The sequence below is a fragment of the Nocardioides sp. AE5 genome (assembly GCF_031844485.1).
Classification (GTDB): Bacteria; Actinomycetota; Actinomycetes; order Propionibacteriales; family Nocardioidaceae; genus Nocardioides.
Map to the genome: position 1 here is coordinate 23,798 of NZ_JAUZVI010000003.1, position 13,819 is coordinate 37,616.

Annotated in this window: 16 protein-coding genes; 15 read left to right on the forward strand and 1 reads right to left on the reverse strand. The window is 71.2% G+C overall.

Annotated features, from left to right (window positions below):
• The first annotated feature begins 8 nt into the window (after positions 1–8).
• The 15 genes from Q9R27_RS05880 to Q9R27_RS05950 all read left to right on the forward strand — a co-directional run bounded on the left by Q9R27_RS05880 (position 9) and on the right by Q9R27_RS05950 (position 13,130).
• Positions 9–512 (forward strand): hypothetical protein, encoded by a 504-nt coding sequence (locus Q9R27_RS05880; RefSeq protein ID WP_311251419.1) that lies wholly within the window; start codon positions 9–11, stop codon positions 510–512.
• Complete coding sequence (locus tag Q9R27_RS05885; protein WP_311251420.1) at positions 509–805, forward strand: DUF6167 family protein; 297 nt, start codon at positions 509–511, stop codon at positions 803–805. The genes Q9R27_RS05880 and Q9R27_RS05885 overlap by 4 nt, the downstream gene beginning before the upstream one ends.
• A complete protein-coding gene (alaS, locus tag Q9R27_RS05890) occupies positions 805–3,480 on the forward strand; it encodes an alanine--tRNA ligase (RefSeq protein WP_311251421.1) in 2,676 nt (891 codons plus the stop codon). The genes Q9R27_RS05885 and alaS overlap by 1 nt, the downstream gene beginning before the upstream one ends.
• 4 nt (positions 3,481–3,484) lie before the next feature.
• Complete coding sequence (gene ruvX / locus Q9R27_RS05895) at positions 3,485–3,961, forward strand: Holliday junction resolvase RuvX (protein ID WP_311251422.1); 477 nt, start codon at positions 3,485–3,487, stop codon at positions 3,959–3,961.
• On the forward strand, positions 3,958–5,157 hold the full coding sequence (gene mltG / locus Q9R27_RS05900) for an endolytic transglycosylase MltG (RefSeq protein WP_311251423.1): 1,200 nt from the start codon (positions 3,958–3,960) through the stop codon (positions 5,155–5,157). The genes ruvX and mltG overlap by 4 nt, the downstream gene beginning before the upstream one ends.
• Positions 5,150–5,971 (forward strand): shikimate dehydrogenase, encoded by an 822-nt coding sequence (locus Q9R27_RS05905; RefSeq protein ID WP_311251424.1) that lies wholly within the window; start codon positions 5,150–5,152, stop codon positions 5,969–5,971. Before mltG ends, Q9R27_RS05905 begins: the two co-directional genes overlap by 8 nt.
• Before the next feature lie 24 nt (positions 5,972–5,995).
• Positions 5,996–6,682 (forward strand): A24 family peptidase, encoded by a 687-nt coding sequence (locus tag Q9R27_RS05910; RefSeq protein ID WP_311251425.1) that lies wholly within the window; start codon positions 5,996–5,998, stop codon positions 6,680–6,682.
• A gap of 20 nt (positions 6,683–6,702) precedes the next feature.
• Positions 6,703–7,881 (forward strand): chorismate synthase, encoded by a 1,179-nt coding sequence (gene aroC / locus Q9R27_RS05915; RefSeq protein WP_311251426.1) that lies wholly within the window; start codon positions 6,703–6,705, stop codon positions 7,879–7,881.
• Between the two features lie 8 nt (positions 7,882–7,889).
• A complete protein-coding gene (locus tag Q9R27_RS05920) occupies positions 7,890–8,399 on the forward strand; it encodes a shikimate kinase (RefSeq protein ID WP_397219651.1) in 510 nt (169 codons plus the stop codon).
• Positions 8,400–9,506 (forward strand): 3-dehydroquinate synthase, encoded by a 1,107-nt coding sequence (gene aroB / locus Q9R27_RS05925; RefSeq protein WP_311251427.1) that lies wholly within the window; start codon positions 8,400–8,402, stop codon positions 9,504–9,506. It abuts the gene before it with no gap.
• Positions 9,503–9,931 (forward strand): type II 3-dehydroquinate dehydratase, encoded by a 429-nt coding sequence (locus Q9R27_RS05930; RefSeq protein ID WP_311251428.1) that lies wholly within the window; start codon positions 9,503–9,505, stop codon positions 9,929–9,931. Before aroB ends, Q9R27_RS05930 begins: the two co-directional genes overlap by 4 nt.
• 83 nt (positions 9,932–10,014) lie before the next feature.
• Positions 10,015–10,197: a CsbD family protein gene (locus Q9R27_RS05935; protein WP_311251429.1), complete on the forward strand. Its 183-nt coding sequence runs from the start codon at positions 10,015–10,017 to the stop codon at positions 10,195–10,197.
• A 129-nt stretch (positions 10,198–10,326) separates the two neighbouring features.
• Positions 10,327–10,890, forward strand: coding sequence for an elongation factor P (gene efp / locus Q9R27_RS05940; protein ID WP_311251430.1), 564 nt, complete (start codon positions 10,327–10,329; stop codon positions 10,888–10,890).
• Complete coding sequence (gene nusB, locus Q9R27_RS05945) at positions 10,890–11,288, forward strand: transcription antitermination factor NusB (RefSeq protein ID WP_311251431.1); 399 nt, start codon at positions 10,890–10,892, stop codon at positions 11,286–11,288. The genes efp and nusB overlap by 1 nt, the downstream gene beginning before the upstream one ends.
• A 3-nt stretch (positions 11,289–11,291) precedes the next feature.
• Positions 11,292–13,130, forward strand: coding sequence for a neutral/alkaline non-lysosomal ceramidase N-terminal domain-containing protein (locus Q9R27_RS05950; RefSeq protein WP_311251432.1), 1,839 nt, complete (start codon positions 11,292–11,294; stop codon positions 13,128–13,130).
• On the opposite strand, the gene Q9R27_RS05955 is transcribed toward Q9R27_RS05950, so the two are convergent.
• A complete protein-coding gene (locus tag Q9R27_RS05955; RefSeq protein WP_311251433.1) occupies positions 13,096–13,809 on the reverse strand; it encodes an acetoacetate decarboxylase family protein in 714 nt (237 codons plus the stop codon). The two genes, Q9R27_RS05950 and Q9R27_RS05955, sit on opposite strands and share 35 nt — an antisense overlap.
• Between the last annotated feature and the right edge of the window lie 10 nt (positions 13,810–13,819).

Sequence of the window (13,819 nt, forward strand, 5' to 3'; positions counted from 1 at the left end):
CGGCCACCATGATCACCGAGGACTCCGTCGTGCCCCTTGCACTCGGCCTCGTGGCAGCCCTGCTCGCCGTCGTACTGGTGGCCTTCCTCGTCATCTGGCGGCGCGAACGGGCCAGGTCGCGCGAACAGTTGGCGGCCACTGCCGCCGAGGCCGCCGAGCTGCGCGCCCGGGTGGACGCGCTGGCCCGGCAGGTCGAGGTCCGCGAGACGCCCCAGGAGTTCCTGATCACCCGGATGGACGACCCCGACGAGCGTGGGGAGGCCACCCTGCCCGAGCGGCACATCGACGGCCGGCTCTTCGCCGACCTCGTGCTGCGCGAGACCGTGCTCAAGGCGGCCGCGCTGACCCACGGCGTACGACGGGCCCTGGCGCCGGAGACCCGCAACCGGATCCGGTTCGAGATGAAGCGCGAGGTCAAGCGCTCCCGCAAGGCCCGACGCATCGAGATGCGCGAGGTGCGCCGGGAGATGGCCGACCGCAAGCGTGCCGCCCGTGAGGGGGAAGCCGCATGAGGGGCGCCTTCTGGTTCGTCGCCGGCGCCGGCGTCAGCATCTATGCCATGAACAAGGCCCGCCAGGTGCGTGACACCTTCACCCTCGACGGCCTCCAGGACCGGGCCAACGCCCTGGCGCTCGGCGCCCGGATGCTCGGCCAGGAGGTGGCCCAGGGACGGGCCGAGAAGGAGGTCGAGCTCCGCGAGCGGCTCGGCCTGGTCCCGGCAGGCACCCCCGAACTCGCAGCGGCGGGGCGGCACCGCGCCACCACGCCCGAACTCACCACACCGCACCAGGAAGGCAACAACTGATGGACACAGCAGAGATTCGACGGCGGTTCGTCGCGCACTTCGAGCGCGCCGGGCACACGGCAGTGCCGTCGGCCTCACTGCTGGTGGACGACCCCAACCTGCTCTTCGTCAACGCAGGCATGGTGCCGTTCAAGCCCTACTTCCTGGGCCAGGAGACGCCGCCGTACTCCACCGCGACCAGCGTCCAGAAGTGCGTGCGGACCCCGGACATCGAGGACGTCGGCAAGACCACCCGACACGGCACCTTCTTCGAGATGTGCGGCAACTTCTCCTTCGGCGACTACTTCAAGGAGCGGGCCATCGAACTGGCCTGGGACCTGGTCACCAAGCCGGTGGCCGATGGTGGCTGGGGCTTCGACGAGGCGAAGCTCTACCCGAGCGTGTACGTCGACGACCACGAGGCCGTCGAGCTGTGGCGCAAGATCACCGGCCTGCCCGACGACCGGATCGCGCGGCTGGGCAAGTCCGAGAACTACTGGTCGATGGGCGTCCCCGGGCCGGGCGGTCCGTGCTCGGAGATCCTGATCGACCGCGGGCCGGCGTACGGCGCCGACGGCGACTTCTCGGCCGAGGACCGCTACCTTGAGTTCTGGAACCTGGTCTTCATGCAGGACGAACTCAGCGCGGTGCGCAGCAAGGAAGACTTCGACATCGCCGGCTCGCTGCCGAAGAAGAACATCGACACCGGGATGGGCCTGGAGCGGGTCGCCTTCATGACCCAGGGCGTCGAGAACATGTACGAGATCGACGTGATGTTCCCGGTGATCGAGCGGGCCATGGAGATGACCGGCCGCCGCTATGGCGCGGGGGATGCCGGCGACGACGTGCTCTTCCGGGTGGTCGCCGACCACGTCCGCTCCTCGATGATGCTGATCAGCGACGGCGTCACGCCGGGCAACGAGGCGCGGGGATACGTGTTGCGCCGCCTGCTGCGTCGCGCCGTCCGCTCGATGCGGTTGCTCGGCTACGAGGACCCGGCGCTGCCGGAGTTGATGCCGATCAGTCGCGACAAGATGGGGGAGACCTACACCGAGTTGCACACCGACTGGGACCGGATCGCCCGGGTCGCCTTCGCGGAGGAGGAAGCCTTCCGCAAGACCCTCCAGGCCGGCACCCAGATCTTCGACCTGGCCGCGACCGAGGTGAAGCAGGCCGGCGCCACCCGGCTCAGCGGGGAGAAGGCGTTCGCACTGCACGACACCTACGGCTTCCCGATCGACCTGACCCTGGAGATGGCCGCCGAGGCCGGGCTCAGCGTCGACGAGGAGGGCTTCCGCAACCTGATGTCCGAGCAGCGCGAGCGGGCCAAGGCCGACGCCCGCGCCAAGAAGGGCCAGCACGCCGACACCGGCGTCTACCGCGGCATCCTCGACACCAACGGACCCACCAACTGGCTCGCCTACGAGACCCTGGAGACCGAGTCCACCCCGCTGGCGCTGCTCAGCGGGGGAGCCCCGGTGTCGAGCCTGGCCAACGGCGAGGTCGGCGAACTGGTGCTGGACCGGACGCCGTTCTATGCCGAGTCCGGCGGCCAGGTGGCCGACGCCGGCACCATCGAGTTCGACGGTGGACGCCTCGAGGTGATCGACGTACAGCGCCCGGTGCGCGGCCTGGTGGTCCACCAGGTGCGCGTCGTCGACGGCGAGTTCGCCCCCGGCAACGCCGTCCACGCCCGGGTGGACCCCGAATGGCGCACCGGAGCCCGCCAGGCACACTCCGGCACCCACGTGGTCCACGCCGCCCTGCGCGACGTCCTCGGGCCCACCGCACTGCAGTCCGGCTCCTACAACCGGCCCGGCTACCTGCGCCTGGACTTCGGCTGGACCAAGTCGCTGACACCCGACCAGGTGCGCGAGATCGAGGAGATCTCCAACCAGGCCCTCCGCGCGGACCTGCCGGTCGGCTGGCAGTACATGACCCTGCCCGAGGCCAAGGACTGGGGCGCGATCGCCCTCTTCGGCGAGACGTACGACGCGGAGAAGGTCCGTGTGGTCGAGATCGGCGGTCCCTGGTCGCGCGAACTGTGCGGCGGCACCCACGTCGACCACTCCTCCCAGATCGGCACCGTCGTGGTCACCGGGGAATCCTCGGTCGGCTCCGGCAACCGTCGCATCGAGGCGCTAACCGGCGTCGAGGGATTCGCCTACCTGGCCCGCGAGCGCGACGTCGTCGCGCAACTGACCGCGATGCTGAAGACCCAGCCCGGCGACCTCGTGCCGCGTGTCGAGGACATGGTGGAGCGCCTGCGGCAGGCCGAGAAGGAGATCGAGAAGGTGCGGGTCGCCCAACTCCTCGCGGCCGCGGGCAGCCTCGCCGAGCAGGCACGCGTCGTGCACGGCGTCCACCTGGTCGCCCACCGCGCGGACGGTGCCGGTGGTGGCGACGTACGCACCCTGGCCCTCGACATCCGCGGCCGACTGCCCCAGGGCGACCCGGGCGTGGCGGTGGTCCTCGGCGTCACCGACGGCAAGGTCGCCGCGGTCGCCGCGGTCAACGACGCCGCCCGGGACCGTGGCGTCAGCGCCAACCAGTTGATCCGCGCCCTCGGCCCGCTGCTCGGCGGCAAGGGCGGGGGCAAGGACGACGTGGCCCAGGGTGGCGGCACCGACACCACCCGCGTCGACGAGGCGCTGGCACTGGTCGAGGCCGAGGTCGCTGCAGCGGCCGGGGCCTGAGTCGATGCGGCGCGGCGTACGCCTGGGGATCGACCCCGGCCAGGCGCGGATCGGGGTGGCCCGCAGTGACCCGTCGGGGATGCTGGCCACGCCGGTGGAGACCGTACGCCGTGGTGAGGGCGACCTGGACCGGATCGAGGCGATCCTCGCCGAGGAGGAGGCCTTCGAGGTGATCGTCGGCCTGCCCCGATCGCTCTCGGGCGCCGAGGGACCGGCCGCCGCCACCGCACGCGAGTTCGCCCACGCCCTGGCCCGCCGGATCGCCCCGGTGCCGGTCCGGATGTGGGACGAGCGCTTGACCACGGTCAGCGCGGAGTCGATGCTGCGCGAGCAGGGCAGGAAGGGCGCGCGGCGCCGCGCCGTCGTGGATCAGGCAGCAGCGGTCGTGATCCTGCAGAATGCGCTGGACGCCGAGCGGTCCCGGGACGCAGTGGTGGGCGAACTGGTCGTGATCGAAGCGAGCAAGGAGACGGACGAGTGAGCGAGCACGACGACGAGGACGGCCACGACGGCCTGGACCTCGGCCTCGATGACGAGGACCACGGGCATGCACCCGGCCGGCGACGCGCCCGCAAGCGGCGCGGACCGTGGGGTTGCCTGGTCGTCCTGCTGATCGTCGGCCTGCTCGTGGCCGGGGTCGCCTTCGCCGGCGTCAAGGGCATCGACTGGGTGCGCGACCAGTTCAGCAGTGACACCGAGGACTATCCCGGGCCCGGTGAGGGTGAGGTCGTCATCGAGGTCGGCCAGGGCCACGGCACGAACCAGATCGCGCGGACGCTGAAGGAAGCCGACGTGATCGCGTCGGTCACCGCCTTCCGGACGGTGGCCAACACCCGCCCGGACGAGGCCAGCAGGATCCAGCCCGGCTTCTACACGATGCGCAAGCAGATGAAGGCGGCCGACGCCTTCGACCTGCTGGTCGACCCGGCCAACGCCGGCGGCAGTCGCGTGGTGATCCCCGAAGGCCTGCGCGTCAACCAGACCGTGACCCGGTTGGCGGATGCCACCGGGATCGACGAGGCCGAGTTCGAAGCCGTCCTGGCCGACCCGGTCGAACTGGACCTGCCGGCCTCTGCCGAGGGGAACGCGGAGGGCTACCTCTTCCCGTCGGCGTACACCTTCGGGCCCGAGGACCAGGCCGTCGACCTGCTCCGCGCCATGGTGGACCGGTGGAAGCAGGTCTCGGCCCAGGTGCCGGTCGCGGACGCGGCCCAGGTCGGCCTCGACGAGCACGACTTCATGACGATCGCCAGCATCATCGAGAAGGAGGTCAAGCGCGACGAGGACCGCCCGGCGGTGGCCGAGGTCATCTTCAACCGCCTCGACGGCACCTGCGTCAGCAAGGGCGTGCCCCAGGGCCTGCTCCAGATGGACTCCACCATCCACTTCCTCACCGGCGGCGGCACCGGCAGCGTCTACACGTCCCGGGAGGCCCGCCAGTCCGACTCGCCGTACAACACCTACGGAGTGCGCGGCCTCCCGCCCGGCCCGATCGCCTCGCCCGGCAAGAGTGCGATGGAGGCAGTGCTGGAGCCGACCAACGAGGGCTACTGCTACTTCGTCACCGTCGACCTGGACACCGGCGAGACGCTCTTCGAGGTCAACGAGGAGGACCACAACGTGAACCGGCGCACGCTGAACACATGGTGCTCGGAGAACCCGGGACGCTGTGGCTGAATCGCGGCGCTGTGCGGTGCTGGGCGACCCGATCGACCACTCGCTCTCACCAGTGCTCCATCGCGCCGGCTACGCCCACCACGGACTGGACTGGGACTACGGGCAGCACCGGGTCGCCGAGGAAGGGCTCGCCGGCTTCCTGACGGGCCTGGACGCGCGTTGGCGCGGACTGTCACTGACCATGCCGCTGAAGCGGGTGGCCCTGGGGCTGGCCGACACGGTCTCGGACCGGGCCCGGTTGGCCGGCGCGGCCAACACCCTCGTCCTGGAGGCCGGGAAGCGGATGGCCGACAACACCGACATCCCCGGCGCCGTCGCGGCGATCCGCGAACGGTACGACGGCCCCGTGGTGTCGGCGACCATCCTCGGCGGCGGGGCGACCGCGACGTCGACCGGCATCGCACTGGTCGAGCTCGGTGCGCGCATGGTGCGCCTGGCCGTCCGCTCACCGGAACGGGCCGCGGAGACGGCGTCGGTGCTCCGGGCCCACCCGGCAGCGCCCGCAGTGGAGGTGACCACCCTGGCCGGGGTCGGGAACGAGCGGGCCGACGTGGTGGTCTCCACGATCCCGGCCGCAGCGCAGACCGGCGACCTCGTCGAGCGCTGCGCCCGGGTGCCGGTGGTCTTCGAGGTGATCTACCACCCGTGGCCCACGCCGCTGGCCGCCTCGGTGGGCACCGACCGGATCCTGGTCGGCGGGCTGGACCTGCTGGTCCACCAGGCCGCGTTGCAGTTCGAGTCGTTCACCGGTCTGCCGGCGCCGCTGGCCCGGATGCGCGCTGCCGGCGAGCACGCCCTGGTAGCACGGGGCTGAGCAGGGGCGGGGCACGAGGTGGACATGGAGTGGTCCTGGCAGGCGGCACTGGTCCTGGCCGCGGCAGCAGCCCTGGCGGGGTGGTGTGTGCCAGCCTTGGTGGCCCGGCTCCCGGAGCCACCCGACCCCGACCCGGAGAAGACCCCCTATGCCGACCTGGCCGGTGCCGGGACCGCGGTGCAGACAGCAGCCTGGTCCGGGCTCGTGGCCGGACTGGTCGGCGGCGCGCTGGGCTGGTCCTGGCCGTTGCTCTACCTGGTGCCGCTGGTCCCGGTCGGGGTCGCGCTGGCCTGGGTCGACCTGCGCACCCGGTTGCTGCCCAAGCTGGTGGTCGGACCGTGCTACCTGGTGGTCCTGGTCCTGCTCGGGATCGTCACCGCGATCACCGGCGACCTCGACGCGCTGGGCCGGGCGTTCGTCGGCTGGCTGGTCGCCGGCGGCCTGTACTGGTTGCTGTGGCGCTTCACCCCGGGCATGGGGTACGGCGACGTACGGCTCTCCGGGGTGCTCGGACTCGTCCTGGCACACCTCGGCTGGGCAGAGTTGGCGGTCGGCATCTATGCCGGGTTCGTGGTCGGTGTCGTCGGCTGGCTCCCGCTGCGCCTGCTGGGCATCACCCGCGACCGCAGCTTCCCGTTCGGGCCGTTCATGCTCGTCGGTGCGGTGATCGGGATCGTCTGGGGGGCGGACCTCGCCGGGCGCCTGGGGTGAACGCGTGACAGACTGAGCCCATGCTTCGATGGCTCACTGCGGGCGAGTCCCACGGCCCCTCCCTGGTCGCAATCCTCGAAGGGCTTCCCGCCCACGTCGAGGTGACCTCCTCCGACATTGCCGACTCCCTGGCCCGGCGTCGCCTCGGCTATGGCCGCGGTGCCCGGATGAAGTTCGAGGCCGACGAGGTCACCCTGGTCGGCGGCGTACGCCACGGACGGACCCAGGGCGGACCGGTCGCGATCCAGGTCGGCAACACCGAATGGCCCAAGTGGGAGCAGGTGATGGCGGCCGACCCGGTCGACCCCGAGATCCTCGACGGCCTGGCCCGCAACGCCAAGCTGACCCGTCCCCGGCCCGGCCACGCCGACCTGGTCGGCATGCAGAAGTACGGCTTCGACGACGCCCGTCCGATCCTGGAGCGTGCCTCCGCCCGCGAGACCGCGGCCCGGGTCGCGCTGGGCCGGGTGGCGAGCAACTTCCTCGAGCAGTCCATCGGTGCCCGGATCGTCTCCCACGTGGTCGAACTCGGCGGCGTTGCCGCACCTGCTGGCCTGGTGCCTGCAGCCGACGACGTGGAGCGCCTCGACGCCGACCCGGTCCGCTGCCTCGACGCGGAGGCGAGCGCGGCGATGGTCGCGCGGATCGACCAGGCACACAAGGACGGCGACACCCTCGGCGGCGTGGTCGAGGTCGTCGTCCACGGCCTGCCGCCGGGCCTGGGCTCGCACGTCCACTGGGACCGCCGCCTGGACTCCCGCCTGGCCGGTGCCCTGATGGGCATCCAGGCGATCAAGGGCGTCGAGGTCGGTGACGGGTTCGAGCTCGCGGCCACGCCCGGCTCTCTGGCCCACGACGAGATCGTCCACGCCGACGGCGAGATCCGGCGTACGTCGGGCCGCGCCGGCGGCACCGAGGGCGGGATGACCACTGGGGAGGTGCTGCGGGTCCGCGCGGCGATGAAGCCGATCGCGACGGTGCCGCGCGCACTGCGCACCATCGACGTGGCCACCGGCGAGGAGGCCGTGGCCCACCACCAGCGCTCCGACGTCTGCGCCGTGCCGGCCGCCGGCATCGTGGCCGAGGCGATGGTCGCGCTGGTCCTGGCGGATGCGGTGACCGAGAAGTTCGGCGGCGACTCCGTCGCCGAGACGGCCCGCAACCATGCGGCCTACCTCGCGGCGATCACCCCCAGGTGAGCCCCGAGGTGGCAGGTCCCCGGGTGGTGCTGGTCGGGCCGATGGGCTCGGGCAAGACCACGGTCGGCCGTGCCCTCGCCGCGCTGTGGCAGGTGGAGGTGCGCGACACCGACGCGGACATCGAGACCAGCCAGGGCCGCACCATCTCCGACATCTTCGTCGAGTCCGGTGAGGAACACTTCCGCACGCTGGAACGGGCCGCGGTCGCCACCGCGCTCGCCGAGCACGACGGGGTGCTCTCTCTGGGCGGGGGAGCCGTGCTCGACGCAGGGACCCGTGAAGCGCTGCAGGGCAGGCAGGTCGTCTTCCTGCAGGTCGGCCTGGCCGAGGCGGTCAAGCGGGTCGGCCTGGGCACCTCGCGCCCGCTCCTGCTGGGCAACGTGCGTGCCCGGGTGAAGGCACTGCTCGACGAACGGACCCCGATCTATGCATCGGTGGCCACCATGGTGGTGGAGACCGACAGCCGGGCGCCCGCCGAGATCGCCGCCGAGATCGACCGACGCATCAAGGAGACCTGAGTGAGTGAGACCACCGTGCTGCACGTCGGCGGGGCCGCACCCTACGACGTGGTGGTCGGCCGCGGCCTGGCCGACCAGTTGCCCCGGATTCTCGGCAAGGAGGTCCAGCGGGTCGCGCTGCTCTTCGCCGGCGACCTCAACGAACTGGCCCAACCGGTCCTGGACGCACTGGTCGCGCACTACGACGTGATGGCGCTCGGCCTGCCCGACGGTGAGCGCGCCAAGAACGCCTCGGTGGCCAACGACTGCTGGGAAGCCCTCGGCGAGGCCGGCTTCACCCGCTCCGACGCCGTGGTCACCTTCGGCGGTGGCGCCACCACCGACCTGGGCGGCTTCGTCGCCGCCAGCTGGCTGCGCGGGGTGCGCGTGGTCCACGTGCCGACCACGGTGCTGGCCATGGTGGATGCGGCGGTGGGCGGCAAGACCGGCATCAACACCGGCGCCGGCAAGAACCTCGTCGGGGCCTTCCACGAACCAGCCGGCGTGCTCTGCGACCTCGACCTGCTCGACACCCTGCCCGCCGAGGAACTGCGTGCCGGCCTCGGTGAGGTGATCAAGTGCGGCTTCATCGCCGACCCGGCCATCCTCGACCTGGTCGAGGCCGACCCGCAGGGCGCGCAGGACCCGACCTCGCCGGTGCTGGCCGAACTGGTCACCCGCGCGATCCGGGTCAAGGTCGACGTGGTCGTCGACGACCTCAAGGAGACCGGCGGCAAGGACGGGCATCCCGGCCGCGAAGTGCTCAACTATGGCCACACCCTGGCCCACGCCATCGAGCGGGCCAGCGACTACACGGTCCGCCACGGCGAGGCGGTCGCCCTCGGTTGCGTCTACGTCGCCGAACTGGCCCGCAGCGCCGGCATCCTCGCCGAGGACGTCGCGGCCCGCCATGCCACCGCATTCGGTTGCGTCGGCCTGCCCACGGCCCTCGACGCGGGGGAGTGGGAGGAGTTGCACGCCACGATGAAGGTGGACAAGAAGGCCCGCGGCTCCCAGTTGCGCTTCGTGGTCCTGGACGGCCTGGCCTCACCACGGATCCTGGCCGGGCCCAGCGAGGACCTGCTGCGATCGGCGTACGACGTGATCCGCGCGGGAGGCGCCGGATGAAGCGCGTGCTGGTGCTCAACGGCCCGAACCTCGGCCGGCTCGGTCGCCGCCAGCCCGAGATCTACGGGAGCACCACCCACGACGAACTCGCCCAGGCATGCCGCGACTGGGGGAACAGGCTCGGCCTGGAGGTCGACGTCCGCCAGACCAACCACGAGGGCGAACTCCTCGACTGGCTCAACGCTGCCGCGGACGAGGAGACGCCCGTGGTGCTGAACGCTGCGGCCTGGACCCACTACTCCTGGGCGCTGTACGACGCGTGCGCCCAGCTCGTCGCGCCGCTGGTGGAGGTCCACATCTCCGACCCGACCCAGCGCCCCGAGGAGTTCCGCCACCACTCCGTGGTCACCCCGCATGCCGCAACCGTGATCGCCGGGCACGGCATCGAGGGCTACCGGATGGCCCTGGAACACCTCGCCGGCTGAGCTGCGTCGGCGCGCGGGTTGTCTGCCACGCCTGCGCGGAGTAGACAGGTGATGACCGTTCAGTCGACGCAGGAGGAACCATCATGGGAGACATCCAGAACAAGGCAGACGAACTGAAGGGCCAGGCCAAGGAGAAGATCGGCAACGCCACCGGCAACGAGGAACTCGAGGGCGAAGGCATCATCGAGAAGTCCGAGGCCAACCTCAAGCAGGCCGGCGAGAAGGTGAAGGACGCCGCAGGCAAGGTCAAGGACGCCTTCAGCTGAGGTTGGGGCTGCCGACGTTCGGGGGATCGGCCAGGCACGTATAGAATCCCCTGTTGCTGCCTCGAGCCGGTCCCCGGATCGTCGGCCGCAGCCCCAGACACCTCGACACCGAAGAAGGCACCCACGCGCATGGCAACCACGAACGACCTGAAGAACGGCATGGTCCTCAAGCTCGAGGGCCAGCTCTGGACCGTCGTCGAGTTCCAGCACGTCAAGCCCGGCAAGGGCCCGGCCTTCGTGCGCACCAAGCTCAAGAACGTCGAGTCCGGCAAGGGTGTCGACAAGACCTTCAACGCTGGCACCAAGGTCGAGACGGCCAACGTGGACCGCCGCACCATGCAGTACCTCTACAACGACGGCAGCTCCTACGTCTTCATGGACACCGACACCTATGACCAGCTCGAGGTCACCCCGGAGATCGTCGGCGACGCCAGCAACTTCATGCTCGAGAACCAGGAAGCCATCGTGGCCACCAACGAGGGCCGGGTCCTCTTCATCGAGCTCCCTGCCTCCGTGGAACTGCTGATCAGCCACACCGACCCGGGCCTGCAGGGCGACCGCTCCACCGGCGGCACCAAGCCGGCCACCCTGGAGACCGGCCACGAGATCCAGGTCCCGCTCTTCCTCAACACCGGCGACAAGGTCAAGGTCGACACCCGCGACTCCTCCTACCTGGGCCGGGTCAAGTCCTGATGTCAGCCCGCTCCAAGGCACGCAAGCGCGCCCTGGACGTCCTGTTCGCCAGCGAACTGCGCCGAGAGGAGCCAGTCGCCGCCCTCGAGCGTGCGATCGCTGAGGGAGAGGGCCCGACCAACGACTACACCTCCGTCCTGGTCCGTGGCGTGGCCGGGCACCAGGCGGAGATCGACTCCCTGCTCCGTGGAGCCGCCCAGGGATGGTCGCTGGAGCGGATGCCCGGCGTGGACCGCAACGTGCTGCGGATCGCCGTCTTCGAACTGCTCCACGCCGACGAGGTCCCCGACGCGGTCGCGGTCTCCGAGGCGATGAACCTGGTCAAGGAACTCTCCACCGACGAGTCGCCGTCCTTCGTGAACGGAGTCCTCGGCACCATCCTGCGCAACCGGGACTGAACCGTGGCTGATGCCAGCCTGCGGATCGGCCGCGGGATCGCCGACATCACCGGCCAGCCGTGGGGCGTCGGGATGATGGGCTACGGCATGCCCGACCAGTGGACCAACGGCCTGCTCTCGCGCCAGTATGCCCGCGCCTTCGTCTTCGAGGACGCCGGTGACGCGGTCGTCTTCGTAGTAGCCGACATCGGGATGTTCTTCCAGGCCGGGGTGGAGGCGATCCTGGCCCGCCTGGCGGAACGCTTCGGCGACCGCTACACGGCACGCAACGTGGTGCTCACCGCCACCCACACCCACTGCGGGCCCGGCGGGCACGGGCACCACATGCTCTACAACGTCACCACCAAGGGTTTCCACCGGCGCACCTTCGACCGCCTGGTCGACGGCACGGTCGCGGCGATCGAGCAGGCGCACGCCGACTTGGCCGATTCCACGGCGGTGCTCACCCGCGGCGAGTTGCGCGATGCCAGCGCCAACCGCGCCCGGGCCGCCTTCGAACGGAACCCGGCCGAGGAGAAGGCACTCTTCCCCGACGGCATCGACCCGACCACCACCGTGCTGCGGATCGAGCGGGACGGGCGGATGGTCGGCGCGATCAACTGGTTCGGCGTGCACAACACCTCCATGACGAACCGCAACCGCCTGATCAGCGCCGACAACAAGGGCCTGGCCGCCTGGTCCTGGGAGCAGGAGGGTGACCTGGTCACCGCCTTCGCCCAGACCAACGCCGGCGACCTCTCGCCCAACCTCGACCTGAGCCCCGGCCAGGGACCGACCAGCGACGAACGGGAGAACACCCGGATCATCGCCGAGCGGCAGCTGGCCGCGGCCCGCCGCCTGGCCGCCGAGCCCGGCACCGACCTGGGCCGGGGCGTCGCCGCGGTGGCGACGTACGTCGACTTCTCCCGGCACACGGGTGCCGCCGGGGCCACCGGACCGGCCGTGCTCGGCGCCAGCTTCGCAGCAGGCAAGCTCACCGACGGTGCCGGCTCGCCACTGTTCGACGAGGGGAAGGCCAACCCGGTCCCGCAACGGATCAGCGACTTCCTCTACCGTCGTTCGGCCCGGCTGGCCGCCGTCCAGGCGCCGAAGGACCTGCTGATCCCGATCGGCCCGATGCGCTGGAGCCAGCAGGTGCTGCCGGTGCAGCTGGTCCGCCTGGGGTCCGTGCACCTGGTCTGCCTGCCGTTCGAGGTCACCGTGGTGGCGGGCCTGCGGATCCGCCGCGCGGTCGCGGCACGGCTCGGCGTCGAACTGGACGCCGTGCTGTGCCAGGGCTACGCGAACGGCTACGCGCACTACGTGACCACCCCCGAGGAGTACGACGAGCAGCTCTACGAGGGCGGCTCCACCGTCTTCGGCAAGCACCAGCTGGGCGCCATCGTCGACGCGGTCGACGACCTGGCCGGACATCTCGCGGCGGGCACCACGCCAGCTGCCGGACCGGCGGTGCCGCGGCACCGGATCCGCATCCCCAGCCCGTTCGGGTCGCCGAAGCTGGCCAGGCGCCGTCCGGTCGCCGTACGTCGTGCCCCGCGCACGGCCCGGGTCGGCGACGTGGTCGAGGTGCACCTGGACGCGGACCACCCCAACCGGCACCTGCGCCCGGCCTACTTCGTCATCCAGCGGCGCGGAGCCGACGGCACCTGGACCCGGATCGCCGATGACGCGTCGCCGTCGACCACGATCACCTGGCACCGGCGCCGGCTGCTGTGGAGCGCCGTGATCACCTGGCAGCCCGCCGAGCCGGGGGAGTACCGGATCCGCTACCTGGCCGCAGGGAGCACGACCACGGACCCGATCCGGGTCACTGGGGGAGCGGGACACCCAGCGAGAAGTTGATCCCGGACAGCGTTGCACCCGGGTGGCGCCCCGATCGCAGCCAGGCCGGCAGCGAGGCGGAGGAGGAGACCTCCACCTCGACCCGGGTCAACCGGGACCAGCCCCTGGCCCGCAGGCGGCAGCCACGCACCGATCCGTCGGCGAACTCCTGGACCACCCGGGCCCGGCTGAAGACCGGGACCGGCGGAGCGGCCCGGCCGGCCGTGGCCCGCACCGACCAGCCGTGCTCGTTGGTGCCGGCCGCTGTCATTTCCCGGCGCGGGGCCGGCTCGCCGGTGAAGGAGGCCATCGCCTTGGGCATCGACCAGTTCTCACGACCGCCGACGAGGCTGGTCGCCGAATCGACTGCCATGAAGGCGACGGTGGCGCCGACCTGCCGCCCGATCCGGTAGCCGACGACACCGAAGACCTCGTCATAGGCACCGACCGGGGTCTCGGTGTAGCGGACGAAGCCGCCGATCACGAAACTGCTGGTGGCACCCTGGCGCCGCAACGCCTCGGGCAGGGCATCGTCGGCGGCCGGGTTCGCCCGGTGCATCCAGACCATCCCCGTGGAGCGGACCGCCCACGGGGCCGGTGCCTCGTTGGCGGGCAGGGTGGCGACCAGGGCATCGTCGATGGCGGTCTCGGGGACGCCCGGGACGCGGCGCAGGTCCAGGCCGGACAGATCAGGATCCATGCCGGCATCA